We start from the raw sequence: 26,338 nt of genomic DNA, 5'->3' as shown, positions 1-26,338 counted from the left end.
TCTCCCTTTATCCTGGAATATTAATTTGACTCATAATTACACCAACTAATATCAATATGAGTCCTATACTTAATTCAATATACAATGTTACTTTATTTGCACGGTGTTGTTTTCCTAACGCACGTGTCGTTTGATAAAAACCTAGCGTCATCATGATGAGTGTTAATACCACTTTAACGATGAGCAATGCACTCCATGTTTGTATATCAGTCCAAATAGCTAATATATTTGTTTGATCTATAGACATCAATACACCTGAAATAATAATAAGTGCTACTGCAATTGTATTTAATTTCAATAAAAATGCTCTGATAGCCTGGCTATTCTGATTTGATTTCGCACGTATGACAAATAATAAATAAATCAATGCACCTAACCAAAGTGACATCCCGCCTATATGTACTGTTCTAATTAAAATCGACCAAATAGGCACGCTTTGAGACCATGCGTGTCCAGACATACTCAATGTGATTAGCATTATTATTGTGATGAATACATACCAACTCTGTGCCATGTGTTTCAATGTAAATAACCCTAACAATACTATGATGGCCACCATCGATAAGACAAATGGCACTTGTGTGAGTGCTGCTGTTTGCAATGATAATACATCAGATACAACATCTGAAGAAAGTGTCATCATATAAACTAAAGCAGTCATTACTGAAAGCATCATAAGCATCCATACAATGGGTTTAAAATATCGATTTGACTTAAATGTTAATAATCCCTTCCTACTTGCCAATTGATTTACTATGAATAGGCCAGATAATGTAATAATAAGCCCCTCAGTTATAAAGCGTAATGCACCAAACCAAAAACCTGATTTTTCATAAAATGGTGGTGTTGTGTCAATTCCATTAGCAGTTTCTTTTCCAATTGAAAATTCAAACGTATCACTTATCTCGTGACCGTCTGCTGACATTGTTTGCCATTTGATATTATGCGTTCCTTTTTCTAACTCATCCACAGGAAATGATAATGTCTGCGAAGAACCCGTTGTACTTGGTTTCACTTCAGCAATTTCACTTCCAGTATCATCAAAAATTTGCACACTTGAATATTGTGCGTGTACTGGTTCATTAAATTGTAGCTCAATTTCTCTTGGTTGTTCATCTACAACGCTGTTTGCGTTTGGCGTTGCTTTTTCAAGTGTGGCATGTGCTGACACTTGTTGCGTTAATGCCATAAACACTATGATTATAGTGATGAAAAATATAGACATCGTCGCTTTAGGAAATCTTATAGACAGTTGCACAACAAATCCCCCTAATTATGTCTTGTACCTCTCATCATATTAAATTCAAAGTATATTCACAATATTAATTATTAATTGTCATTTTTCAGACATATCATTTACAATAATTATTTTAATTTATGTTATATACTTGCAATCAATTTATTACACATTATTCATTTATACAATGCTATATTTTAAAAATATGATGTTTTACTTTTCAAACATAAATATCACTTATGCGCTCTCTAAACAATAAAACGCTCATTCCAAATTGTTGTGATTAGGAATGAGCGTTTTTAATATATGAATTGTTTTCAAATTATCTTTTAGTTGTTTTCATTATGCTCAACTTGGTCTATTTTATCCACTTTACGCTGTGAACCGCCTTCCCAAGCTACGTTGAGATAAGCTTCAACGTTCTTTTTAGCGACTTCTATACCAACAATTTGAGCACCCATTGTCAAAATTTGTGCGTTATTACTTAATTGTGCACGTTCTGCAGAGTAATAATCATGTGCAAGTGCTGCACGAATGCCCTTGAGTTTATTAGCAGTGATTGCTACGCCAATACCTGTACCACAAATTAAGATACCTCTTTCATTTTGTCCTTGTTGGATGCTTTTACCTACTTCGGCAGCTACATCTGGATAGTCAGTTTCTGCACATTGATGACAACCAAAATCTTCTACCTCATGTCCTAATTGTTCAACATGAGCTTTAACCGCTTCTTTTAATTCATAACCATTATGGTCTGCACCAATTGCTATTTTCATTCTAATTCCTCCTTATAGATTTAGCTACAGTAATTAAATAAATGATTTAAAAGTTTCTAACATGAGATAAGAAGATGTCGCACCTGGGTCAACATGTCCTTGGGCACGATAACCGAGTCTTTTAGAACGGCCTTTATTCGAAATAATCTCTTTCGTGCTCTCCATTCCTGACTTCGCTTTAACCAGTGCTTTATTAAAAGCAGGCCCAAACGGTTCACCCTCATCTAGTGCGCTTTCTAAAGATTTATAGAATGGTTCAAGCGTATCTATCATTGTCTTATCTCCAATTTCAGCTTTACCTCTATCTTTAATACCTTTACTAAAAGCAATCCAAAATTGATATAATGCTTCATCATCTAGTTCAGTTTTATTTTTTATTGCAACGGCCGCTTTAAGATAACCAGAAGCATAGAGTGGACCAACTGAAGAACCGACTGCATCTAAAAAACTTTTCCCCACTGCAACACTAATCTTTGCGATATCGTCTTGTGTTTGTAATTCATTATTTATCGTTTTTTGTACGGCTTGATAACCAATATTCATCGTTACACCATGGTCACCGTCACCGATTTTCCTATCCAATTCACAAAGTACATCTTGTTGTTCTTCAAATAAGGTTGTTAACGCTAAGATATATGCTTTAAATGATTGACTCGTCAACGCCATAACTACTTCCTCCTACACTTCTTTAAAGTTTGGGCAATCTACAGGATGATCCATACAAGATTTCAAAGTGTCATCTAATTTCATTAAAGTCACCGAAAAGCCGCCCATTTCCATTGAAGTTATAAAATTACCTATATAAGATTTATATGTTTTAATGTTTTGTTCTTTTAAAATTTCATCTACTTCTTTATTTATGATGTACAGTTCCATTTGAGAGGTTGCACCTAAGCCATTAACCAATACAACCACTTCATCGTCAGCGTTATATAATCCTTCTTTTAAAATATTTTGCATCATCACATGGACTGTTTCTTTTGCTGTGCGAATTGTTGTTTTTTCAATACCAGGCTCACCATGATGTCCTAAGCCAATTTCCATCTCATTTTCTTCTAAATCAAAACTTGGTTTTCCAGTTTGAGGTAAATAGCATGGACTTAAACCAATACCCATTGAACGTGTATGATCATTAGCTAATTGGGCAATACGTCTTACCTCTTCTAAGTCATAACCAAAATCAGCTGCTGCGCCTGCCGCCTTATACACTAGCAACTCTCCAGCTATCCCTCTACGATCATCAATATCTTTTGAAGAGGCGACATCATCATTACCTATGACCACTGCGGTTTTGATGTCATCTTCAATTTCAGTCATTTCACTAGCCATTTCAAAGTTCATCAAATCGCCCGCGTAATTACCATAAATATATAGCACACCGTGGCCTTCACTTATTTCTTTAGTTACAGCTTGTATTGGAATAGGAGATGGAGAAGCAAATATATTACCTACAGCAACACCATCTGCCATACCTTGACCGACATAACCCAGAAACGCTGGTTCGTGTCCTGAACCACCACCTATTAATACACTTACTTTTCGATTCGTATCACGTTTCTTTCCAATTAACGCCCTTTGATGAAGTTTTGAACGTCTAATATAGTCAGGGTAGGCAATCACATAACCTGTCATTAACTCTTCAATGACATTATCGGGGTTATTAATCATTTTTTTCATTTCAATTCTCTCCTTTTTACGATGCTCTGTATTTGTACTTAGCTGTTTAAGGTACCAGAACGATTTTTAATGATTGATCACCTTTTTTCATTAGTTCAAAACCTTCCTCAAAATCTTTAAGTGCTAATTGATGCGTCACAACACCATCTGTTGGAAAATCTCCTTTTGCTATACCATCGATAACAAGTGGGTAACAATAAGGCCCTAAATGGCTACCCATTAGATCTAATTCTTTACGGTCTGATATAATACTCCAATCCACGGTAACGGGATCTGCAAATACCGAAAATTCTACAAAACGGCCTAATTTTCTAATTGCACTCAAACCTTGCTCTACTGATTTAGGATGACCGGTTGCTTCGATGTAAGTATCACAACCATACCCTTCAGTCAGCGCTTTAATTTCTTTGACGACATCTACCTTAGATGGATTCATAACAATATCAGCACCGAATTTTTTCGCTAATTCTAAACGGTCATCTTTCATATCTAGCACTACTAACGTTTCAGCTCCTGATTTTTTAGCAGCACCCACCATACCTAAACCTAAAGTTCCTGCACCAGATAACACAACAAAATCACCGAGTTTAACATTTGCACGTTGTACAGCGTGTAAACTACATGCATAAGGTTCTATTAAAATCGCTTTTTCAATTGGCATATCTTCCGGCACTTTATAATTAATTGCTTCTTTCGTAAATTTCATATATTCTGCCATACCACCGTTTACGTTGTTTTGGAAGCCATATAAATCATGTTTTTCACACATCCAATACTGTCCATGGTTACAAAATCTACAATCCCAACAAGGTACAATTTGTTCAGAAATGACACGATCACCAATTTCAAAATCTGTGACTTCATTACCTTTTTCTACAATACGTGCAATAAATTCATGTCCGGGTATCATAGGTGCTTTGATATATGACGGCTGTGTTTCATCACCCCAAAAACTAGGTGCCCCATCATATGCTTTAATATCACCTGCGCAAATTCCACAAGCTTCTACTTTAACAACAATTTCCTTAGGATTATCAATTGTTGGCGTATCTACAGTTTCATATTTATATTCTCCAGGTGCATAAGCTACAACAGCATTCATTTTTTCCGGATAATTTTTCTTTGTCATTATTAACAGCTCCTCCATTTTTTAGAAAGCGTTTTCATTTACAACTACAATTCTAATATATATTTTCGTTTCTTTCAAATATTTTTTCATTTATTTTCGTTTTGACTTGTTTTTATTTGCTTGTGTACGATTTATGTTAAAATAGTTTATGATACGAAGGAGGATATGATTCATATGAAAATGTACGCGGATGAACGAAGAGAGCACATATATACTTATATAAAATCACACAAACGTGCCACTGTTAAACAGCTTTCAGATTATTTAAGTGTGACAGAAGCAACCGTTAGGAGTGATCTTAGACGTTTAGAAAGTGAAAACAAAGTCACTCGAACACACGGTGGTGCAAAAGTAACTGAAAATATGACTTCTAAATTAAACTTTTCTTATCGTCTGACACAAAAACATAGTGAAAAGTATAAAATTAGTAAATACGCATTAAAAAAGATTGAACCCCAACAATGCATTATGATTGATGCAAGCTCTACAACATATGAATTAGCAAAATTATTAGCAGAAACTACGATGGAACTTACAATTATTACAAATGGTTTAGAAAATGCGGTACTTTTAAAAGAGAATCCCCATTTAACTGTTCTAGTAGTTGGAGGATTTGTTTCACAGGACTCAAATGCTATTACTGGTAATATAGATTCACAAATATTAGAAATGTATCATATTGATTATTTCTTTTTATCCGCAAATGGCTTTACACTTGATAATGGATTAACAGACTTCTCACTACCTGAAGTTCAATTAAAAAAACAAATGGTACGAGAAAGTGAAAATGTAATTGCACTTATTGATAAAAGTAAATTCGATATTTCTTCTACACTTTCCTTTGCCAAAATCAGTGATATCACCGAAGTTATAACGGATGAACCACCAACTCAAAAATGGACACATGACGTCCCTTTCACGCTGACAATTGCAAATAAATAAAAAGAAACAATGATGAAAACTGTTATTTTAAAAGTTAAATATAACTTCTAAAATATTACAGTACATCATTGTTCCTTATATTTTTGTTGTTTTTAAACGCCGCCGCTCCAACCTACAGCAGTAAAGATGTAAAGTATAACTGAGCCGACGACAATCCAAATTAGAAACAGTGGTATCATAAATTTAAACCAAGAACCAAAGTTTGCTTTGGCAATCGCGATAGCGCCTATTGTTGCACCTAAAGTTGGTGTAATTAAGTTACCTAACCCTCCACCAAACGATAAAGAGGTTAATAACATTTGATCATTAACGCCTAATGCATTAGTTACAGGTTGTAAAATAGGAATCATCACACTCATTAATCCTGAACCAGACGGTACTAGGAAATTAAATACACCTGCGACAATAAAGACGATAACAGCTACCATGCCAGATGATGAACCATCAAGTTGTGTAGTAAGACTGTTTACAATTGTACTTAATATCTTCCCTTTTTCTAAAATCACACTAATTGTATTTGCCATGATAATCGCAAATGCTACGACCAACATCGGTTTAGCACCTTCCAAAAATCCATCAACCATTGCAGTTGTCCCTTTTTGTTTTATTAAATAGGCTAAAACAAAGCTAATGCCAAAAACAGTAATAAATACACCATTGCCGTATTTTTCTGTCCAGTTTAACATCCCATTACCTAAGGCTAATATAATCGGCGTCACAATGACTAATGCAGCTACGATGATATCTCTCCAATTTACTTGTCTATCTTCAATTGCCATATCATCATTACTTTTTTCTTTATGATTAAATAGCCACGTTTGTGTCGGCATCATACTCTTATTGGGATCTTTAATGACTCTTATTGCGTACCAAATCACATATAACAAGGTGATAATTAAAAACACTGCATACATGATAGCTCTTCCACCATAACCAGAATAAAGCGCTACTTCAGGATAAACAATTTGGCCAATTTTAGCCATACCTGAGGGAGAAATTGAAAAAGCCATATACAAAGGTAAAAATGTAATAGCTAGTGCCATAATAGGGTCTAATTTCAAACGGTTTACGAGTATGACGCCAAGCGTTACGAACACGATCATTTGATCTCCACCAACGAAGAAGCCGATAAACGCCATCAAAGAAAACAACCCGATAATTAATGGTAATGCACCTGCATGTTCGAAACGAAAAATCATATAATTTGTTAATTTTGTCACAGAGTCTAATTGTAATATACCGCCCATTGCGCCACCTATAAATAATAATAGTGTAATCGTTTGGGCCGATTGTATTCCCCCATTAAGTATGAGTGTAATAGCATAAAATGGATTCACTGGACTTTGTGAAATCGCATGGTAAGTCCCCTGTATCATTGATCCATCTTTACTCGTATCAAATTGCCCAGCAGGAATGACATACGTCAATAAACAAGCAAACATCATCATAATAAGCATCATTAATAGCACATGAGGTAATTGGAATTTTCTTTTCACTTTTGTTTCAGTTTGCTCTGGGGTGTTGTTGACGTTACTATGATTTACATGTTCATATGATGTTGTACTTGATTCTGACATGAACTTCACTCCTTATATTTAAAAAACAGACACAGCGTTATAAAACCAGATGCGTCTATCCACTTTATTGTTTACTGAGTATTAATGTGTTACTTCTGACTTACTATATCTATTTTCTTTAAAAGGAATACCAATGTGATCACGTAATGTATCTCCTTGATATGCTTTATCGTAATAACCTTTTTCTTCTAAAATAGGTAATACATTATTTAAAAATTCATCATATACAGGTCCATTAATATGAGGTCCGAAGATAAATCCATCTGCTGCGCCATGTTCAAACCATTCAATGATTAAGTTTGCTACTTCTTCATAAGTTCCAGTGAAAGGAGAGCGACGAGCTGTTTCTTCTAAAGCAACATCTCTCAATGTTAAATTATTTTGTTTGGCGCGTGCTGCGATAGAATCTGCAGTTGCACGGAAACTATTTTGCCCCACTTCACCTAAATCTGGAAACGGTGCATCGAGATCATATTGACTGAAATCATGATGGTCATAATATCTGCCTAAGTAATCTAAAGCTTCGTCAATTGTCGCCAATGATTTTATTTCATCAAAGCGTGCTTCTACCTCATCGCTCGACTTGCCAATAACTGGGGATAATATAGGATATACTTTAATGTTTTGTGGATCACGCCCAAACGTTTTGGCTTGTGATTTAATACTGTCGTAATTACTTTTAGCAATATCCAGTGATTCACCTAAAGTAAATACTGCATCAGCATATTGAGCTGCATATGCTTGTCCTTTAGGAGATGCACCTGCTTGAAATATGACAGGTTGACCTTGCTCTGAACGACTGGCATTTAATGGACCTTTAACTTGAAAATATTGTCCCTTATAATCTAACGTATGCATTTTTTCCTTATCTAAATATGCGCCAGTCTCAACATCAAATGTAAAGGCATCATCTTCGTAAGAATCCCATAATCCTTGAACGACTTGAAGATGTTCCTCAGCAATATCATATCTGACATCATGTTCAGGATGGTCTCCTTTACTATAATTATCCGCACTACCAGCAAGCGGCGAAGTTACTATGTTCCAACCTGCACGGCCATGACTGATTTTATCGATTGTTGCGAGTTGTCGAGCAACAGTGAAGGGTTCACTATATGACGTTGAAATGGTACCAACTAACCCAATACGTTGAGTTACCGGCGCAAGCGCAGCTAAAAATGTTAACGGCTCATGTCTATCTAAAAAGTGTGGAATAGATTTCTCATGAATAAATAATCCATCTGCTACAAATACAAAACTGAATCCTGCTTGTTCAGCTTTTTTAGCGACATCAAGTTGGAACTCAAAATTTGTACTTGCATCACTCGGTACGTCTTTAGATTTCCAAGCATGCATATGACCACCAGGACCGTTTAACATGATCCCAAAATCGATTTTTTTTTGACTCATAATACCCCTTCTTTCTGCTTTTCTTTGTTATTCGTTATAGCTAGTTGTTCTACTGTTTTAATTCTTAATTTATGATTTTGAACTGGCATATGTAGCATAAATTCATCTATATTGCCGTCACGATTTAATTGATTGAGCTGTTGCTTAATTTCATCTGCGGAACCATTAAAAACATCTATTTGTTTTTCTTCAACTTCAAAGTCTTCGTCACTTTGTTTTTTAAATGTTTCTACTTGTTCCTTTGTATTGACAGTAATTTTTCTACCGTCATCGAAATGTAAAGCGTAATTTGTACTACCTTCTTTAACTAATGCCTGTTCTTCTTTATTCTCTGATACAACGGCAGCTACCCCTACAATGACTCTGCCTTCAGGAAATTGTTGCTTATAATCTTTAAGGGCTTGTTGTAATGTTTCAATATTTGAATTTATGAAAAATGCATATATAAACCCTACTTTTTCTGTAGCAGCAAATTGCGCAGAACGTTCACTACCACCTAGTAGATAAATTTGTGGTGTTGGGATTTCATTATTGCGAATCGTTGTTTGTAATTGTCGATAATCTTCGTCTTCAGAAAAACTGCCATTATTAAATTGATTTAATAAATGAAATTTATCATTGAAGCTTGTTTGTGGTGACTTGAATTCTGTTTGCAACGCTTGTGTCGCTAAAGGAAAGCCTCCAGGTGCTTTACCTATACCTAAATCGACTCTTCCAGGTGCTAAATGACTAATGAAATGAAATTGTTCTATAACTTTGAATGGACTATAATGTTGCAACATTACGCCACCAGAACCTACACGTATATTTTTTGTGTGATTCAATATATGTGTTACAAGTATCTCCGGACTCGTACCAGCTACTTCTTCTATATTGTGATGTTCAGCAACAAAGTACCTTGTATAATTTAATTTATCTGCTAGTTGTGCCAATTCAACGGTACGAGCTATACCGTCGTTTACTGTTTCATTTTTATCTATCGGACTTTGATCAAGAATGCTAATGGCTGTCACACGCTGTCCCCCCATATCAGTTTTCTGAAAATTTTATTATATGTAATATTATGCCTTCCATGACTTTTTGTCAAGTATCCCTATCTCTTTACTAAGGATTAAAAATAAAATAGTTTGATACATGTATTTTATTGTGTCAGCTATAGCAATATCAGTTATTTTTCAACAGTAAAAAAGCTGAGAAAGTCTGTTTTACAACAAAATTTCTCAGCTTTTAACTTTATATTTAATTAAATTTTAGTAAGTCCAACCTACAGTATGTTCTGTTTCTTCTTCACTTGAAAGTTCGTCAATATCAATCATTGCTTCTGATACATTTCTCGAATGATAGCCAATACGTTCTAGTATAGCAATCATATCTAGATATAACAGGCCACCTTCTGGCGAACATTCACCTGAACTTAAACGCTTAATATGTTTTTTTCTTAAATCATGTTCAAGTGTATATGAATCGTTACTTAAATTAACAATTTCATCTTTTTTAACTTTGTCATATACGCTAAACATTTCAACTGATTTATCGAATGACATATTCACATGTGAATAAAGTTTATCAATGCTTTGTGCAGCTTTATCAGAGATTTGTACTGGTTCGTTATGCAACTGTTTCAAATCTAATATATATGCTTCAGATAATCCTGCTACTTTTAACATCGTACGATTTACATCAAATAACACAGACATTCTTTCTGCATCTTTTTTGGATATTTTCTTCTCAGATATTTTCGTTAAATATTCTTTTACATTGTCATGCATGTTTTGAACAGCGGCATGTTTTTGAAGTACTTTTTTCTCATTTTTTTCATTGTATTCACTAACATTCTCTAATAATGAGTATGTCATACGTCCAATGTTTTGGATTTCATCTTGTGCTTCTTGTAAAGCGATACTTGGAGCTCTATTAATTAAATTTTTATCTAGATGTCTAGGTTTATATTTTTCTGTTATATCTTCACCAGGAATAAGTTTTGTTACGATCCAAGCTAGGACAAATATGAATGGTAGTTGAATTAACGTATTCGTAATATTAAACGTACCGTGTGCAAATGCAATCGTCATTTCTGGATTTAAGTTCATTAAACCTTGCATCCATTCGATAACCCATTGATATATCGGTAAAATCGCTAAGAATATTACTGCGCCTATTACGTTAAATATAACATGTACTGCTGCTACACGTTTTGCTGCAAGTGAGCCGGCTAAACTTGCGAGTATTGCCGTGATTGTTGTACCAATGTTGTCACCTAATAATATAGGTAAGGCACCATTTAAACTAACTAAATCGTTCGCAAAGAAACCTTGTAGTATACCAATTGTGGCACTTGAGCTTTGAACGACAACTGTTATAATCGTACCTGCTGCAACTCCGAAAATTGGGTTCGTTGACATGTCTAGCATGAATTGATGGAAACCATCTAAATTAGCAAGTGGTTTTACGGCGCTGCTCATTAATTCTAAACCGTAGAATAACGAACCAAAACCAAATAAAATCATACCAATATTTTTAACTTTACGTTTTTGAACAAAGAATATTAAAAATGCACCAATAGCTAATATTGGTAACGAATATGCACCGAGATCAATACCTATAATAAATGCTGTAACCGTGGTACCTATATTCGCTCCCATTACAACACCAATGGCTTGACGCATTGTCATAAACCCAGCACTTACAAGTCCAATCGTAATTACCGTTGTACCAGAACTACTTTGGATCAAAATCGTAACTATCATACCTGCAAGTACGCCCATAAGCGGGTTGCTCGTAAATTTATTTAATATACTTCTCAGACGGTCCCCAGCTGATGCTTGTAAGCCATCACCCATTTGTTTAATACCGTATAAAAATATACCTAATCCACCGATAAAAGTGAAAATTGTCTCCATAACAGATGAATCCATTGTCACACCTCTTTAAATTATTTGTAAACTATGTGAATTATAACGCATATTTGTAAATTTAGTGTTAATTTCTTATTAAAATTATAGAGATATTTCTAAATGTTTTTGCAATCATATTTCAACGACATATCAGACCCCTTCTCAAACGCTTTGTTATCAATATTTCCCTAGTTATTTTATTGATTTTGCGTGTAAAATAATTATGTCTTTTTAATGAATTTAATCATATAAATATATTCAAATTTATTATTTCTCTTTTTTATGTTTTTATTGAGTTGTAAGTATTAAAAAAACTCCCCAAATTTTGGGGAGACTTTTTTTATTTGAGCTTAATTTTTATCCTAATTTTTTCTCTAATTGATTGTAATATACAGTTAATTACTTTGTTTAAGATGGTAATTCTGAACGTTTTCCACTATGCTTTCTAATAATTGCTGCTAAGAGCGATGAAATGATACCGAAAATGATAAATCCTACAAACATCCACATTGTTGAATTCATTTCTAATGACTGATGCATATAGAGTAATTCTCGCAAATATTCAGCATAGTGCGTAAATGGATTCCAATTCACTATATAGTCTTGATAGAATTTAGGTAACATTTGTTTTGGCGAGGTTACGAGTTGCATGCTAAAGAACATTGCAATAAAGAAAATAGGTATTGCTTTCATACCTAGCCACGTCATTACACCCAAGATTAATCCTATAAATCCTAGAATGGAAATAGATATATAAATTGCTATTTTATTTATATCAGGGAAGTCAAAACCTAACACGCCTGACATGAAATAAACATACCCAAATCCACCAATAAATGCTGTGATTACACTTAGAATCATTTGACCTAATGAAGCAATGATACGTTGCGAAATTTTAACAATATTACTGGTTCTAAATGCAAAGAATAGCAATATTGAAACTACAATTGAACTTATCCACACTGGCATAAACATTAAGAATGGCGCGTTACCGCTAGCTTGGTGGTCCTTCACTTCATTCACTTTTTTATTTACTACATTCACTGGCGTTGTAATATCTTTGATGTCGCTCGCATTCACTTTTACATTTTGTTTATCTAATGTATCTAGCGCCTGCTCAGAAATTTGCTTATTCAGATTATCTCCTATACCTGTGAGTACATTGGATGACATTTGTGAAGCTTGCATATTTGCCCCACTGTTCGTAAGTGTTTTAAATTCAGCTTGCTTAACTGTTATACCTTGACTACTACTCGATTCACTCATTTTTTGTTGCATTTGTGAAGCTTGAGCAGCAGGCATTTCACCTGATTTCACTTTATCTTGCATTTCTTGTTTCTTACTATCCATTACTACCTTTTGAGTTTTACTCATCGCATTTTTTGAAAAGTCTTTTTCGAAAATTGCAGCACCAAAATATTTTTGTTCATCTAATCCTTTGCGTGCTTCTTTTTCACTATCTACATTGACCCATTTTATTTCATTTGAGTCACTATCCTTTAATTTATCTTCTAAATTTTTACCTATGTTTATATCTTTATTTTGAATAGATGTCCCTTCATCGTGATTCACGATTGCAATCGGCATCTCTTTCGGTTGGGGATTATATGCAGGATAAAATCCAATTGAAAAAATAGCAAGTATAATTAATATCGCTATTGGTGCAACCCAAAGTAATTTGCTTTTAAATATATTCATATTATTTACCTCCTTATTAAACATCGTGTTGATTATTGATTACTTTGTTTATTATAATGAGGTTAATCGAATATTCAATATGCAATAACAATCATATTGTTTGTTTATCAACATATAGATATATATTGTTAATTAACTCTAATGAGGTGACGACTATGCCAGAAGATCGACGTGTCCGTAAAACGAAAACAGCAATTAAAAATGCTTTTATACAATTGCTTGAAAAAAAAGATTTAGAAAAAATTACGATACAAAATATTACACAATTAGCCGATGTGAACCGTGGTACTTTTTATTTACACTATGAAGATAAATATATTTTACTTTCTGATATGGAAGATGAATATACCTTAGCTTTATCGTCTGCGGTTGATTTCGACAAAGTCATTATGCAGAATGATGATTTAGAGGCCTTTGCTAAGCATTTTACAGAAGACATTTTAAAAAAAGTAGTGACTTATTTATATGATCATATAGATTTCTACAAAGTTATTTTTAGCTTGGAACGTAAAAGTCAAATTGAAAATAAAATTTCCGATATCATGCTGAATAATATGAAAAAAAATGTTTCAAATAACAATACAATTGCAGATATTCCTTTAGACTATTTTCATAGTTATACTGCAGGGGCCATGATTTCATTTATTAAGCATTGGGTACAAGATGAAGATAGAATGGATCCAGAGACGGTAGTTGATTATTTGTTTAAGATTATCTTTAATGGTCCTTTGCGTCTTATGGCAAATGAGCACCAACCTACTGATTTCACAAATTAAACTTGTCATCTTTGTATTTCTTCGCTAGTATTAAAAAGAATTTTAGAGAAAGGAACTATTTGTATTATGATTACTGCATATAAACACACACAAACACATGAGATTGTTGAATCTCCATTAGATCAATCCGCTTCCTGGATAAATGTAGTTGATCCAAATTGGGAAGAAATTGAATCTTTAATAAATTTATACGGTATTCCAGACGACTTTGTTCGGGACCCATTAGATACAGAAGAAAGCGCTCGTGTAGAGTATGATGAAGATACACGTTATTCACTAATCATTCTCGATATCCCAGTTGTTAATGATACAAACTTAAAAGTACTTTCATTTATTACTATTCCTTTAGGTATCATCATTGGTAACAAAAAAATAATAACCGTATGTAATACTGAAAATGAGTTTCTTGAAAAGTTTAATCGCCAAAATATTAATCTACATTTTCATAGTCGCTTTGCGCTTAATATATTACTGACAATTTCCAACCACTATAATAGAAATCTTAGATTACTCAATAAAACAAGATTACGCATCGAACGTGATTTAAAAAATAATGTCACGAATAAACAACTTTATAATTTAATGGAAGTCGAGAAAAGTTTAGTATATTTTCTTGCTGCACTTAAAGGCAATGAAGCTATTATCAAAAAATTATTCCGACTACCTGCGATTAAGCGTTTTGATGAAGATGAAGATTTGTTGGAAGACTTGGTTATCGAGAATAACCAAGCCTTAGAAACCACAAAATTATATACGGACATTTTAGAGAGTATTACAACTTCTTACGCTTCGTTGCTTTCTAATGAAATGAACAATACGATGAAGACATTAACGTTGTTTACTGTTTTCTTAACCTTGCCTACATTGGTCTTTAGTTTTTTTGGTATGAATGTACCCTTACCTATAGATGATCACAGCTATGTATCATGGCTGATTGTCATTGCCATTTCATTAGTCATCGTGACGATTGTCGGCGCATTTTTGTGGCGTAAACAAAAGCTTTGAAGGCATCCTAAAAATTGATATTTAACATAAAAATAAACCCACATTGTAATTTAACGTTGGGTTTATTTTTATGCGTTATAGCAAAAGTCTAAATCTCACTAGAATTTATATAATTATCCTACTTCATTTTTATAGTTTTTTCTAAAAGATAGACCATACGTAACCGCAAAGGCTACGATAAAGGTAATGAGCATGGCGATACCATAATGTAACCAACCGTTATTCTGGCCGCTAATAGATATAAAACCTGGAAGTCCTGCAGTACCTAAAGCAATTGCTTTAACTTTAAAGAATGAGATGTAAGCTGAACCAATACCTGAACCTACAATCGCTCCAATGAATGGATACCTTAATTTTAGATTCACCCCAAACATTGCAGGTTCCGTGATACCTAAAAGTGCTGAGATGCCCGCAGCAGATGCTACACCTTTTAATTTCTTGTTCTCTTTTATAATAAAGAACGCGGCTAAAGCTGCTGCACCTTGCGCTATGTTGGACATCGTTGCTATTGGGAAAATAAATGAACCACCTGTGGAAGCACTATCTGCAATGAGTTGTGTTTCAATTGCAATAAAACTATGGTGCATACCTGTAATTACAATTGGCGCATATAACAATCCAAAAATAAGTCCTCCAATTGCGCCACCAAATTCATATAACCATGTTAGTCCATCAGACAACCAATAACCTAATGTGCGTGTAATGGGTCCAACAAATAAAAATGTTAAAAATGCAGTTACTAAAATTGAAAGTAACGGTGTTAATAAATTATCTAATACAGCTGGTACTACTTTACGTAAACCTTTTTCTAAATTAGCTAAAATGTAAGCAGCTACTAACATTGGTAATACTTGCCCTTGATAACCTACCTGATTTATTTCTAAACCAAGTACATTCCAAGAAGGTATTTCTTTCCCCTCTTCTAAAGCTTTGGGATAATCATAGGCACTCATTAACTCTGGATGTACAAGAATCATCCCTAAGGCTGCGCCAAGAAAGGCGTTTCCTCCAAAGCGTTTAGCAGCGCTAAATCCAATTAAAATTGGCAGTAGCGTAAACGGCGCATTCGCAAAAATGTTAATCATTTCTGCCAGACCTTTGAATTGATTATGTACTTCTATTAACGACTGTTTATCATAGAAAATACCTGGTGCTGTTAGAATATTATTAATCCCCATTAATAAACCACCTGCTACGATTGCAGGAATAATTGGCACAAATATATCAGATAACATTTTCACAAACCTCTGGAATGGATTCATGTTTTTATTACCTTCTGCTTTTACTTCTGATGTCGTAGCAGCTTCTTTACCTGTTATGCTTTCTAACTCTGCAAACACCTTATTCACAGTACCCGAACCTATAATAATTTGATATTGGCCCCCGGTAGAAAATGTTCCCTTCACAACATCCATTTCGGATAATTCTTTTTCATCTACTAAGCTTTCATCCTTAAGAACAAGACGTAATCGTGTAGCACAATGTGCCATCGCATCTATATTTTTTTCTCCACCGATTGCTTGTAGTATTTCTGCAGCAGATTTTTTATAGTTCATCTCTATACCTCCCATTTAAATAGAACCGGTTCCATAAATATGAATATTTTTATTGTAACCGGTTCCAATGAATTACGCAATAGCTGAACGAACTTTTACACTACTTATTCCACGAGATATGTGCCACTTACTAAATGATGATCAGCCTATATTTTCGAGTTCAGAATCAACAACTTTATTATAGTATCCTTTAATTTTACTTATAAAATAATCTTTTAGTTTTATTATAGATTCTGGATTTGTCTGTGCATCTTCAAGATGAATCTTCCATGCCCTGTCTGGACATTCAGTTTCAAAAAATTCTTTGTGTATTCTAACGGTATTTCTGTTAACTGGTAAATTGTATTTTTTTAATAATAGCGCAGCAACCCAAAAACTAACTTCTTCATTTTTCATAAATTCTTGGTCTGTAAGCACACCATTTCTTTTAGATTGGCATCGTTCTATACCTATAAAATGTGTATTGGCATAGGCGCTACCACAATGCCATTCAACATATTCAGTTGGGTGAAACCAATAGCAAGTATCCGTATCTACATAAACACTTGCCCATCCTTTTTCAAGTTCATTTTTTTCGATTCTATTATTTAGCCAATCTATATAATCTTTGGCAGTATAATTCTCAGCATCATCATGAAGTACAATGCCTAATATATAAGGTTTTAAATCAGTTATTTTATTGTATGTGGTATAAAAGTTGGAATAAATATGATTCATAAATGAATAACCTCCTCTAAATAATACGTATATGAATTAAAAATGCGTTATTGTATAGTGAAAATTTATACGCGCTTCATTTTAAGTTGTTCTATATTTAATTTTTACATCGTTATAACAACATTATATTCAAAAACATTTATATTTAAAGTATTACTGTTCACAACATTTTATTATATAATGGAATTTGTTCAACAAATCATTTTTCTATTAGGAGTTGCTTTTATGATGGAAAGTACAACACTATGTATTCATGAATATTTAAGTACATACACACGACGTTGTATCGACCGAGTAATCTTGTTATTTTCTTTAAATAACCAACTTGACGTCGTAATCAATGGGAAACATGAGTCTGTTGGCAGCAATCTTATCGTTATCAATCATAGCGATTTATATCAAATAACGAACGCTGAACAACTTGTTGAATTAACAATACCTGTACAGCAATTTGCGGAAATAGATCAATCATTCTTTCATTGTTATTATAATTTCAAATTGATAAATTCTAGTGAATATCTCAAATATTTAACATTAACTATGATTGAGCAATTAAGTCGCTTAAACGATACGAAATCTTCAAATATCATTGAACTTATTACCATTTTAAATAAAGAAGCTAAAATTAAACAAGATTTTATTTATGTACTTTCTATTCAATCTGAAAGTAATTTATTAAATAAAATCACTGTATTTATTAAAGCTCATATCACTCAGCCTATTTTTTCAAAAGATATTTCTAATTCTTTTTATATATCAGCACCGTATATCTCTATTTTGTTCAAGAAATACTTAGGCATAAGTTTCAAACATTATATTGCTAGCTTAAAGGTAGCCGCCTCCTTAGCAGAATTAGTACATAGTAAGGAGACAATCCATACCATCTCAGAAAATATGGGATTTAATCATTATCCAAATTATACACATCAATTTAAAAACCACTTGAATATGACACCTAATGAATACAGGAAAAAGTTCATGGTATTACAACGTATTCCTGTTAAGCTAATTAACGAAGACGTTAGTAATTATATCCCCTATTTCGAATCTATTTCAGTAGAAAAGCCATTGCCATCTAATCAAATCAATATCGAATTGGATCAATTAACCTACAAAGATATTGCAAAAACACCGACGCTTTTTATTCACATCGATGACTTAATGGACATAGTTCAATCAACTTTAAACACCAATCTCAATTTTACTGATTTATCCGAATCCTATTTAATGATTAACAATATTAGTAAGCTTGCTTTAGAAAAGTTGAATTTCACTGGTTTGATTGATTTCATTGATTCATTGTTTTCAAATAATGTAGGTATCGCAATTAAGATTAAATCTAGTCATCAATTTAAATTTATTCAAGATATCATCTTACAATTTTTAAAATATAAAAATGATTATCCTCAACAACAATCTAACTATAATTTTATAATGCTTTTCGATGCTGAACATTTGTCATTAAAAGAAATTAACCGTTTATATATTAAAGTACAAGATTTAAATATACATGTAAAATTAGCTATAACAGTTGAAGGAGTAATCAAACAAACGCATGCCTTAAAAAGTGCATTTGATATATTACGCAGATTTAACTTTGATTTTTACTTTATTGATATTGAACAAAAAGATGTCCAATCATTGCTTAATAAAAAAAGTAATATGTTTAATCATTCAATGAGCTATTTTGATTACTATAACCAACTCATTGACGCATCACACATTCACACTTCTAAATTTGTATATACCAAACTCACCAAAAAGTGTTTTAAATTATATAAAGAAAATACACCTTTAGAAACTGCTGACTTAATGTGTCATATATTAATTATGCTCAATCGCGGGTGTGGCGTAGGTTACGAATTAATGACTAAAGATAGCATGGATATTGCATTAATGAATCGTCACGGAATATATGAGCCCTTAATGTATCTATATCAAATTGTAAAACCTTTTATTGGCAAACCTTTATCAATTCATGAAAATTATATCGTTTTTAAAGATTTTCAAAATATACACATATTATTATTTAATTCATTGAAACATCGCTTTTCACCACAAGAAGTACATAAATTTGTCCTAAGACCTCATGTATTACCTACTAAGGCAATGCTATTTATACAAACACTTAACAGAGAACATGGTTTTATTGATTACGCCTTACCACCTTTATTAAATGAAACCTATATCGAACGCACACTCTTGCATTATATAGAACAAGCAAATACGCCAAAAGCTGAGATAAAACAATTTATACGAACAGCGAATCCTCTAGAGTTTGAACTTCATTATGACGAGCTAAAGTATATACGTATCTCACCATCCTAAATAGCAATCAATGTTATACTTAAATTAGCTTATCTTATAAATAAGTCTAAAATCGTACTATTTATTATAAAACGAATATAATTATCCACTTTATAATTGCATTATTTTAGCATTTCAGATATAAAAGAAGAAACGGATATAAAGGAGATTTCAACTTTGAAAAACAAAAAAATGTTTGCAATTGTTATTAGTTCAGTGATGTTAATTGTTGCTATTGTTTTAATCGTTATGATGATGTCTAGTGGTCCAAAAGAGACTTATTATGGTTATATGGAAAACAGTACAACAGCTGAAAAAGTAATCAGCGAAAAAGATAAAAAGATAGAAGAAGATGTGAAGTTACCTTCTGAATCTGGATTTTCACCTAAGAGCGGAGATTTTGTTAAATTAGTAAAAGCTGAAGGTGACGATACTTATAGCGAAATGGAAGTTATCGATCATGACGATATGCCACATGGCTTAATGATGAAAATTCATGACATGGGTGACATGAAAGGCATGTAATCCAAGCGATTATGCAAATGCTAAAGTACTTTACGTCATAAAAATAAAAGCAGTTAAATTTTCTTAAGTGGAAATTTAACTGCTTTTTTTAAATCGATATAATCTACGTAAAGACCAAGTAATAATGAAATTAACGAACAAATATTATGTCAAAAAAAACACTTAAAAAGAAAAACCAAATGCTTTTATAGCACTTGGTTTATCCACGTTTTTATTTTCTTAGTTAGTCTTTAATTTTATAATCTTTTTTAAATGCATTATGCTTAGCGCCTTTGATATCTTTATTTGTCTCTGGATCAAAACCTTGAACTACAATTCCTGTAGTCATACTGATGGGTTGAACTACATAAGTATGTTTTGGATCATCTTTAAATTTGACTTCTTTATAAAACAAACCTTTTTTAGCACTGTACAGCGTTTCTTCAGATTTAATTTTCTCTGTCAAATTTTGATCTTTCATATAATGATCAACTAATTCTAAATGTTTATGCCCTTGGTATGTTCTCATGGCAAAGAAAAATACAATTGAAATTATAAGCGCTACAATTAATACACCCATAACTTTAAAAAATGTCTTCATTTATAATCTCCTCTAGTTAACGCGATATCTTTCTATAGTAAAGTAAGTCATTAACCTAATATGTAAGTTATATCTTACTCAAATCATTAATACTCGCTCATTTAAATTCATAATATTAATAGTATGACTGATTATAATACAATTATAAAGCGTTATAACTGTTTTGTAACAAAATCTCCTTATATTTCAGATTAATACAAACATCAAGTTAACATTTCTTAATATCATTTAATACATCAATCTCATTTCAAAGTTAGTCGTATTGATTTAAAGCCTATAATCTTTATATGAATTCAAGGTAATTAAGACGTGCGGCATGTTATAGCATTAAATTTTTACTTATTTAATAAGATAATAGTTAAAAAATAGTATAAAAAGCTATATATAGAGGTGCGCAACCGTTCCTTGACAATGAATGGTGTTCATAATATGGTTAAATTTCAAAAGGGGTGATTAAATGGAGGAAAAGGACAGCTACCTGGAACAGCAACTATGCTTTCTATTTTATGTTTCTTCTAAAGAAATAATTAAGAAGTATACTTCTCATTTAAAAGAGTATGATTTAACATATACAGGTTATATCGTTTTACTCGCAATTAAGGTGGACGAAAAAATTAATATTAAGACGCTTGGTGAGCGTGTCTTTTTAGATTCTGGAACACTTACACCTTTGTTAAAAAAACTTGAGAAAAAAGGTTACGTAACAAGAACTCGTGAGATTGATGACGAACGTAATTTACAAATTGCACTTACTGATAAAGGGACAAACGTGCAAGAACCACTTTCAAAAGTTTCAAAAAAAGTTTTTAGTGAATTCGACATGGACATAGATGAAGCTATAGATTTAAAAGATACATTGCAAAAATTTGTTAATAAACATTTCGCAAAAGATATTTAATTCATATGGGGTTTGTTGAGGTTAAATGGGACAATGTAATACATACATAACATTTTTATCTTCGACTCTCCTCTTTTTAATCCTACTTACTACAATACCCACTTATTTTACTTTACTTCTAAAACGACACTATCTAAATACTTACTTATAAAACAGGCTCTAGATCCTAACGTTTCATTTTAAAATGTTTCAACTTTCATGCTAAAATAATATGAATACAATGATTAATAGTTTGACTTTGATTTTCTTTGACTATTTTATTATAATGTATTTGTAAGGTAAACTAGGTGTTCACCTTAATTTTATAATTTTTATAACTTAAACTTCAATTCCATTCGATTAAATATAACAATTAAACTACGCTGAGGAGAGATGTAGCATGACTTTTGAAAATAAAAATTTTAACAATCCGTTTATCGATGTAAATCCAGGTGATTTATTCAGAGATTTTGGGAAACAAATTTTCGAACAATTTCCTGGCACTGAGAGTATTAAATCAGATATTAAAGAATTAGACAACGCCTATATCGTTGAAGCTGAACTTCCAGGTATTAAAAAAGAAAATATTAGTTTAGAATTTGAAAATAATTTACTAACGATTGAAGGTAAACAAACTGTCGAAGTTCAAGATGAAAACGACACTAAACGTGCATTACACCAAGAACGTAACCACAGTGATTTGAGCCGTCAATTCCCATTTGAAAATGTTGATGATAGTAGTATCAAAGCTTCTTATGAAAATGGTTTACTCACTGTAACATTGCCTAAAAAAGAGCAAAAAGAACAACCGAAATCAAACATCGAAATAGACTAAACATTCATAGATAACAAATAGCGCTACATTTCCATAAGTTGGTAATGTAGCGCTATTTGTTATCTTAATTTTAATTTCCACCTATTTTAAGAAATCAGTCTCAAATTTTCTTTTTTTACGATATGTAGCATGGTAATGATGCCAATAACACCAAAGAATGCTAAAAATATAAATGCTAAATGGCTCGTACCGGTCATCATCGTAACATATGATATGACAATTGGAGGGAAGAAACCACCAAGCCCGCCCATCATTGAAACAATACCATTCGCCGCTCCTGATTCTTTTGCAAAATAGAATGGAACGAGTTTGAATACAAGACCATTACCAGTACCTGCACAGATACTAATAAGTAAGCAACCGATTGTAAACAATAATATATGACTTGAAAATCCTAAAATAATTGCGCCTATAATCATAAATACAAAATCTATCATTAATAAAATAACTGCGTTAAATTTGTCGCCCAAAATCCCACCCAGTGGTCTTAAAAAAGTGGCTAACGCGATAAAGATACCAGATCTAATACCAGCATCTACTTCACTAATGTTAAAGTTTTGAACTAAAAAATTCGGTAAAAATAATCCAAACGCTACAAAAGCACCAAATGTAATAAAATACCATAATGATAAATAATAAAGCTTAAGATCTTTCATTAATTTTTTAGACTGCTTAACTAGTGGCACCTTTATTTTTTTCTCATTCGCATCACCTAGTAGAAACATTAAAATTGCAAATAATACAATAACAATCAAATAGCTTCTAACTGTCGTTTGCCATCCAATCATACCTGCAATAGGTGGAGCTAAAAATGAAGAAATTGCAGTACCAATGTTCCCCATACCATATATGCCATTAGCAAGTCCTACTCTTTCTTTAGGGAAATATTTAGGTATTGAAGTGACACCGACTGAGAAAATTGCGCCCCCTACACCTAAGAAGAAACCAGAAGCCATTAACATGCCCGGCGTTTGAGCTTGGCTTAAAAAGTAAATAGGAAATAATAAAATAATAAAGCTACAGAAAAACACCCATTTAGCACCAATAATATTAGTTAAATATCCAAATGGCACTCTTAAAATAGAACCCAATATAACAGGTATTGCTAAAATAATTGAAAGTTGATTCCCCGTGATATTAACATCTTGGGAGATAAAAGGCATTAATGGAGATATAATACTCCAAGCCATAAATCCAACTACAAGACTTAGCGTTTGTAAGCTAAGTTGGAAACCACCACTTGCTTTGTTCATTCATTTCACCTTCATTTTCATCTATTTAATTTCAATGATTAAATAGCCAGTATTTCGCAATTACTCTATAATTCAAAAAATGTGGGCATTATTTAATATTTATGAAAGTTAAAACTGGTGTAATATAAGCGAATTAAAAAATGCTTTTTGTTTACAAAATACTGGCTACACTTTTATTTTATGATTATTGTGAAAAAATTAACATAAGGATTATCCCTTAAGTTAATGAGTGGTTTCCCCTATATTCATTAGCCATTATTATTACTTTATATTTCAGTTTCACAGCACAGTAAACAAATCTTTTATAAAAAAAGTTAGCGCGAAAAAATGACTGAATAGGATAATCATTTTTCGCGCTAACACTATATTGATGAATCTATGTGATTTAAAAGTCGACTAGTTTTTTCTTCATTGCATATTCAACTAATTCAGGTTTCGTTTTTAAGTCTAGTTTTTGCATGATATGTGTTTTATGTGCTTCCACCGTTTTAACAGATACAAATAACTTTTGAGCGATATCTTTATTGCCATAGCCTTTTGCAATTAAAGGCAAAATCTCGATTTCCCTTTTAGATAAAATTTTAAAGGGATCATTACTCGCTTGAGTATCTTGAGACGAATTGTTAACAAATTCGTTCACTAGCGATGTTGTGAGTTTCATATCTACGTAAGTTTCACCTTGATAAACGGTTCTTATAGCCAATAAAAGCTGTTCATCTGGCGCATTTTTTAAAATGTAACCTTTTGCACCATTCCTTAATACATGAAATAAATATTCTTCATCGTCAAACATCGTTAATATTAATATCTTAGTTTCTGGAAAACTCTCAGAAATTTTACTTGTTGCAATAAGCCCTGATTCACCCGGTGGCATGCTTAAGTCCATAATTAAAACATCTGGCTTGTATTCCATTACTTTCTGGTACGCTTCTACACCATCAGCTGCTGTCCCAACGACTTCCATATCTTCTTGATAGTTTAAAATCATAGAAAATCCTGTGCGCACAACAGCATGATCATCTGCTATCACTATTCTCAACATTAATTTCTCCTTATTCCCTTATATTGGAACTTCTAATGTAACGATCGTACCTCTATCAATTTGTGTATCAACACTTACTTCTGCATTGACGAGTTCTGCGCGTTCATTCATACCATAAAGTCCTAGTCCAGTACCTTGTGGTTGATCTGTTTTAATAAAGCCTTTACCTCTATCTATAATTTCTGCAATTAATTTATGATCGTTTACATGCAAATCAATATCGACAGTATCTACACCGGCATATTTTATTGCGTTAAACAACGCCTCTTGAACAACACGATATACGACTGTTTCAATCTCACTATCAAAGCGATGTGAAGCTAGGTTAGAATGATATTCTATGCGTATGCCATAATTGGCTTCAACTTGTTTGAAATAGGTTTTAAATGCTGCATCTAAACCTAAATCATCCAAAGATGACGGTCGCAATTCAACAGATAAATTACGAATATCATCTATCAATTTGGACATTAATCCTTCTATACGCTTAGAATTATCTACCAAAGTTTGCATTTCTCTATGATATTTTAGCAACCGTAATTCCACATCGATATTTAACATTTCTTGTACGAGACTGTCATGTAATTCACGTGAGATTCTTTTTCTTTCATTTTCTTGTGCAGATATCGTTTTTTGCATCATTTTTCGCTGATACATCTTATCATGACGCTCTATTTGAGGTGAAACATTTTGTAATGTAAATGCTTTAATATCTTTTGTTTCATCAATAGTTTGATATGTCGCTGTAAAAGGCTCAACTGTACCACGCGTCGTTTTCATAAATACTTGAAAACTTGTATTTCCTACTGACTCAGCTTCTAAAAAGCAATTTGTACATGATTGTAAATCATACTCATTTGTATACCCATCACAGCGACTACATATCGTATTAGTCATTTCTTGGTAGTCATTATCCGGTGAAATAATATCATGAGCAGCTTTATTCATCGCTATCACTTGACCATGTTTATCAACAAATACTATTTTTTCACTCGTATTATTAAAATATTGAACTAACAATTGGTCTATATTTTCCATTTGATTCGTTTTCATAAAAATCACCTAGTCTTCTTCATTAAAAACACCCAATTTATTTGCGATTGAAATAGAGTGACATGTTTGAGGTAGTGGTCTATTATTTCTTTGACCTAATAATAGCACACCATAAACGTGATTTTCATACCATAATGGTATTGCTATCACTGCTGTTAGCCGTTCACATAATACGATTGGATATTTATGTTTTTCGCTCGGTAAGAGAAATTGATTGATATCTTCTATCACCATTCGCTTACCTGTTTTCATCACATTTCCTGCAATCCCTTTACCTATTCTAAGCACAATGAGTTTATAGCGAGCATTGGTACTTCCAGATACATAATTCCATTTTATAGGTGAAAATTGGTTTTCATCTTTGTAAAATGCCAATCCTGCAAAATCAAAACCTTCTTCAATACGTAATGTGTCTAAAACGGCTTGATAATTCACTTGTTCATTAAAAGATAATAGGCTCAATCTTTCGCCT

24 protein-coding genes are annotated in these 26,338 nt (G+C 32.6%); 7 read left to right on the top strand and 17 right to left on the bottom strand.

Annotated elements, in window-relative coordinates; translation table 11 throughout:
• Positions 1 to 7 precede the first annotated feature (7 nt).
• From AST02_RS08970 to AST02_RS08950, 5 genes are all read right to left on the bottom strand, one after another.
• Positions 8 to 1,258, bottom strand: coding sequence for a copper resistance CopC/CopD family protein (locus AST02_RS08970; RefSeq protein ID WP_081332990.1), 1,251 nt, complete (start codon positions 1,256 to 1,258; stop codon positions 8 to 10).
• Positions 1,259 to 1,566: 308 nt separating this feature from the next.
• Positions 1,567 to 2,013 carry a ribose 5-phosphate isomerase B gene (gene rpiB, locus AST02_RS08965; protein WP_069817545.1) on the bottom strand — a complete coding sequence of 149 codons (447 nt, stop codon included), beginning with the start codon at positions 2,011 to 2,013 and terminating at the stop codon, positions 1,567 to 1,569.
• A gap of 33 nt (positions 2,014 to 2,046) precedes the next feature.
• On the bottom strand, positions 2,047 to 2,679 hold the full coding sequence (gene dhaL, locus AST02_RS08960; protein ID WP_069817544.1) for a dihydroxyacetone kinase subunit DhaL: 633 nt from the start codon (positions 2,677 to 2,679) through the stop codon (positions 2,047 to 2,049).
• A gap of 12 nt (positions 2,680 to 2,691) precedes the next feature.
• Complete coding sequence (locus tag AST02_RS08955; RefSeq protein WP_069817543.1) at positions 2,692 to 3,690, bottom strand: dihydroxyacetone kinase subunit DhaK; 999 nt, start codon at positions 3,688 to 3,690, stop codon at positions 2,692 to 2,694.
• Between the two features lie 46 nt (positions 3,691 to 3,736).
• Entirely contained in the window at positions 3,737 to 4,819 is a 1,083-nt protein-coding gene (locus AST02_RS08950) for an MDR/zinc-dependent alcohol dehydrogenase-like family protein (RefSeq protein WP_069817542.1), read from the bottom strand.
• 174 nt (positions 4,820 to 4,993) lie between these two features.
• On the opposite strand from AST02_RS08950, the gene AST02_RS08945 reads away from it, so the two are divergent.
• A complete protein-coding gene (locus tag AST02_RS08945) occupies positions 4,994 to 5,761 on the top strand; it encodes a DeoR/GlpR family DNA-binding transcription regulator (protein WP_069817541.1) in 768 nt (255 codons plus the stop codon).
• 92 nt (positions 5,762 to 5,853) lie between these two features.
• Here AST02_RS08945 and AST02_RS08940 read toward each other — a convergent pair whose 3' ends face one another.
• The 5 genes from AST02_RS08940 to AST02_RS08920 all read right to left on the bottom strand — a co-directional run bounded on the left by AST02_RS08940 (position 5,854) and on the right by AST02_RS08920 (position 13,340).
• The gene (locus AST02_RS08940) at positions 5,854 to 7,338 is read right to left on the bottom strand and encodes a Na+/H+ antiporter NhaC family protein (RefSeq protein WP_069817540.1); all 1,485 of its coding nucleotides are present in this window, start codon (positions 7,336 to 7,338) and stop codon (positions 5,854 to 5,856) included.
• A gap of 81 nt (positions 7,339 to 7,419) precedes the next feature.
• Entirely contained in the window at positions 7,420 to 8,748 is a 1,329-nt protein-coding gene (locus tag AST02_RS08935) for an LLM class flavin-dependent oxidoreductase (protein ID WP_069817538.1), read from the bottom strand.
• Positions 8,745 to 9,761, bottom strand: a complete 1,017-nt coding sequence (locus AST02_RS08930; RefSeq protein ID WP_069817536.1) for an LLM class flavin-dependent oxidoreductase — start codon at positions 9,759 to 9,761, stop codon at positions 8,745 to 8,747. Before AST02_RS08930 ends, AST02_RS08935 begins: the two co-directional genes overlap by 4 nt.
• Positions 9,762 to 9,998: 237 nt before the next feature.
• Positions 9,999 to 11,663, bottom strand: a complete 1,665-nt coding sequence (locus AST02_RS08925; protein WP_069817534.1) for a Na/Pi cotransporter family protein — start codon at positions 11,661 to 11,663, stop codon at positions 9,999 to 10,001.
• Positions 11,664 to 12,050: 387 nt separating this feature from the next.
• Positions 12,051 to 13,340: an ABC transporter permease gene (locus AST02_RS08920; protein WP_069817531.1), complete on the bottom strand. Its 1,290-nt coding sequence runs from the start codon at positions 13,338 to 13,340 to the stop codon at positions 12,051 to 12,053.
• Between the two features lie 155 nt (positions 13,341 to 13,495).
• Between AST02_RS08920 and AST02_RS08915 the strand changes: the two genes are divergently transcribed.
• The gene (locus tag AST02_RS08915; RefSeq protein WP_069817529.1) at positions 13,496 to 14,116 is read left to right on the top strand and encodes a TetR/AcrR family transcriptional regulator; all 621 of its coding nucleotides are present in this window, start codon (positions 13,496 to 13,498) and stop codon (positions 14,114 to 14,116) included.
• 66 nt (positions 14,117 to 14,182) lie between these two features.
• Positions 14,183 to 15,121: a magnesium transporter CorA family protein gene (locus AST02_RS08910; protein WP_069817527.1), complete on the top strand. Its 939-nt coding sequence runs from the start codon at positions 14,183 to 14,185 to the stop codon at positions 15,119 to 15,121.
• Between the two features lie 113 nt (positions 15,122 to 15,234).
• On the opposite strand, the gene AST02_RS08905 is transcribed toward AST02_RS08910, so the two are convergent.
• Complete coding sequence (locus tag AST02_RS08905) at positions 15,235 to 16,677, bottom strand: sucrose-specific PTS transporter subunit IIBC (protein ID WP_069817524.1); 1,443 nt, start codon at positions 16,675 to 16,677, stop codon at positions 15,235 to 15,237.
• Between the two features lie 141 nt (positions 16,678 to 16,818).
• Positions 16,819 to 17,394: a peptidoglycan recognition protein family protein gene (locus AST02_RS08900; RefSeq protein ID WP_069817522.1), complete on the bottom strand. Its 576-nt coding sequence runs from the start codon at positions 17,392 to 17,394 to the stop codon at positions 16,819 to 16,821.
• A gap of 225 nt (positions 17,395 to 17,619) precedes the next feature.
• Here AST02_RS08900 and rsp point away from each other — a divergent pair, with 225 nt between their 5' ends.
• Positions 17,620 to 19,722 carry an AraC family transcriptional regulator Rsp gene (gene rsp / locus AST02_RS08895; RefSeq protein ID WP_069817520.1) on the top strand — a complete coding sequence of 701 codons (2,103 nt, stop codon included), beginning with the start codon at positions 17,620 to 17,622 and terminating at the stop codon, positions 19,720 to 19,722.
• A 156-nt stretch (positions 19,723 to 19,878) separates the two neighbouring features.
• On the top strand, positions 19,879 to 20,226 hold the full coding sequence (locus tag AST02_RS08890) for a DUF4889 domain-containing protein (protein ID WP_069817518.1): 348 nt from the start codon (positions 19,879 to 19,881) through the stop codon (positions 20,224 to 20,226).
• A gap of 223 nt (positions 20,227 to 20,449) precedes the next feature.
• On the opposite strand, the gene AST02_RS08885 is transcribed toward AST02_RS08890, so the two are convergent.
• Positions 20,450 to 20,806 carry a DUF3139 domain-containing protein gene (locus AST02_RS08885; RefSeq protein ID WP_069817516.1) on the bottom strand — a complete coding sequence of 119 codons (357 nt, stop codon included), beginning with the start codon at positions 20,804 to 20,806 and terminating at the stop codon, positions 20,450 to 20,452.
• 457 nt (positions 20,807 to 21,263) lie between these two features.
• Between AST02_RS08885 and AST02_RS08880 the strand changes: the two genes are divergently transcribed.
• Positions 21,264 to 21,704 (top strand): MarR family winged helix-turn-helix transcriptional regulator, encoded by a 441-nt coding sequence (locus AST02_RS08880; protein ID WP_065338657.1) that lies wholly within the window; start codon positions 21,264 to 21,266, stop codon positions 21,702 to 21,704.
• Between the two features lie 379 nt (positions 21,705 to 22,083).
• Complete coding sequence (locus AST02_RS08875) at positions 22,084 to 22,518, top strand: Hsp20/alpha crystallin family protein (protein ID WP_069817514.1); 435 nt, start codon at positions 22,084 to 22,086, stop codon at positions 22,516 to 22,518.
• An 86-nt stretch (positions 22,519 to 22,604) separates the two neighbouring features.
• On the opposite strand, the gene AST02_RS08870 is transcribed toward AST02_RS08875, so the two are convergent.
• The 4 genes from AST02_RS08870 to nreA all read right to left on the bottom strand — a co-directional run bounded on the left by AST02_RS08870 (position 22,605) and on the right by nreA (position 26,328).
• On the bottom strand, positions 22,605 to 23,771 hold the full coding sequence (locus tag AST02_RS08870) for a nitrate/nitrite transporter (RefSeq protein WP_069817509.1): 1,167 nt from the start codon (positions 23,769 to 23,771) through the stop codon (positions 22,605 to 22,607).
• A gap of 385 nt (positions 23,772 to 24,156) precedes the next feature.
• Positions 24,157 to 24,810 (bottom strand): nitrate respiration regulation response regulator NreC, encoded by a 654-nt coding sequence (gene nreC, locus AST02_RS08865; RefSeq protein ID WP_069817654.1) that lies wholly within the window; start codon positions 24,808 to 24,810, stop codon positions 24,157 to 24,159.
• Between the two features lie 21 nt (positions 24,811 to 24,831).
• Complete coding sequence (locus AST02_RS08860) at positions 24,832 to 25,866, bottom strand: sensor histidine kinase (protein WP_069817507.1); 1,035 nt, start codon at positions 25,864 to 25,866, stop codon at positions 24,832 to 24,834.
• A gap of 9 nt (positions 25,867 to 25,875) precedes the next feature.
• Positions 25,876 to 26,328: a nitrate respiration regulation accessory nitrate sensor NreA gene (nreA, locus tag AST02_RS08855; protein WP_069817505.1), complete on the bottom strand. Its 453-nt coding sequence runs from the start codon at positions 26,326 to 26,328 to the stop codon at positions 25,876 to 25,878.
• Positions 26,329 to 26,338 lie beyond the last annotated feature (10 nt).

Origin of the sequence: Staphylococcus equorum (genome assembly GCF_001747895.1) — a bacterium.
Taxonomy (GTDB): Bacteria; Bacillota; Bacilli; order Staphylococcales; family Staphylococcaceae; genus Staphylococcus; species Staphylococcus equorum_A.
The sequence above is the reverse complement of the archived record's forward strand: the minus strand, read 5'-3'. Positions and strand labels throughout refer to the sequence as shown.

What these genes read in the sequence shown, in the direction of transcription:
- rpiB (WP_069817545.1), bottom strand. Translation starts at nt 2,013, where the DNA reads ATGAAAATAGCAATTGGTGCAGACCATAATGGTTATGAATTAAAAGAA.
- dhaL (WP_069817544.1), bottom strand. Translation starts at nt 2,679, where the DNA reads ATGGCGTTGACGAGTCAATCATTTAAAGCATATATCTTAGCGTTAACA.
- AST02_RS08955 (WP_069817543.1), bottom strand. Translation starts at nt 3,690, where the DNA reads ATGAAAAAAATGATTAATAACCCCGATAATGTCATTGAAGAGTTAATG.
- AST02_RS08950 (WP_069817542.1), bottom strand. Translation starts at nt 4,819, where the DNA reads ATGACAAAGAAAAATTATCCGGAAAAAATGAATGCTGTTGTAGCTTAT.
- AST02_RS08945 (WP_069817541.1), top strand. Translation starts at nt 4,994, where the DNA reads ATGAAAATGTACGCGGATGAACGAAGAGAGCACATATATACTTATATA.
- AST02_RS08940 (WP_069817540.1), bottom strand. Translation starts at nt 7,338, where the DNA reads ATGTCAGAATCAAGTACAACATCATATGAACATGTAAATCATAGTAAC.
- AST02_RS08935 (WP_069817538.1), bottom strand. Translation starts at nt 8,748, where the DNA reads ATGAGTCAAAAAAAAATCGATTTTGGGATCATGTTAAACGGTCCTGGT.
- AST02_RS08925 (WP_069817534.1), bottom strand. Translation starts at nt 11,663, where the DNA reads ATGGATTCATCTGTTATGGAGACAATTTTCACTTTTATCGGTGGATTA.
- AST02_RS08920 (WP_069817531.1), bottom strand. Translation starts at nt 13,340, where the DNA reads ATGAATATATTTAAAAGCAAATTACTTTGGGTTGCACCAATAGCGATA.
- AST02_RS08915 (WP_069817529.1), top strand. Translation starts at nt 13,496, where the DNA reads ATGCCAGAAGATCGACGTGTCCGTAAAACGAAAACAGCAATTAAAAAT.
- AST02_RS08910 (WP_069817527.1), top strand. Translation starts at nt 14,183, where the DNA reads ATGATTACTGCATATAAACACACACAAACACATGAGATTGTTGAATCT.
- AST02_RS08905 (WP_069817524.1), bottom strand. Translation starts at nt 16,677, where the DNA reads ATGAACTATAAAAAATCTGCTGCAGAAATACTACAAGCAATCGGTGGA.
- AST02_RS08900 (WP_069817522.1), bottom strand. Translation starts at nt 17,394, where the DNA reads ATGAATCATATTTATTCCAACTTTTATACCACATACAATAAAATAACT.
- rsp (WP_069817520.1), top strand. Translation starts at nt 17,620, where the DNA reads ATGATGGAAAGTACAACACTATGTATTCATGAATATTTAAGTACATAC.
- AST02_RS08885 (WP_069817516.1), bottom strand. Translation starts at nt 20,806, where the DNA reads ATGAAGACATTTTTTAAAGTTATGGGTGTATTAATTGTAGCGCTTATA.
- AST02_RS08880 (WP_065338657.1), top strand. Translation starts at nt 21,264, where the DNA reads ATGGAGGAAAAGGACAGCTACCTGGAACAGCAACTATGCTTTCTATTT.
- AST02_RS08875 (WP_069817514.1), top strand. Translation starts at nt 22,084, where the DNA reads ATGACTTTTGAAAATAAAAATTTTAACAATCCGTTTATCGATGTAAAT.
- AST02_RS08870 (WP_069817509.1), bottom strand. Translation starts at nt 23,771, where the DNA reads ATGAACAAAGCAAGTGGTGGTTTCCAACTTAGCTTACAAACGCTAAGT.
- AST02_RS08860 (WP_069817507.1), bottom strand. Translation starts at nt 25,866, where the DNA reads ATGAAAACGAATCAAATGGAAAATATAGACCAATTGTTAGTTCAATAT.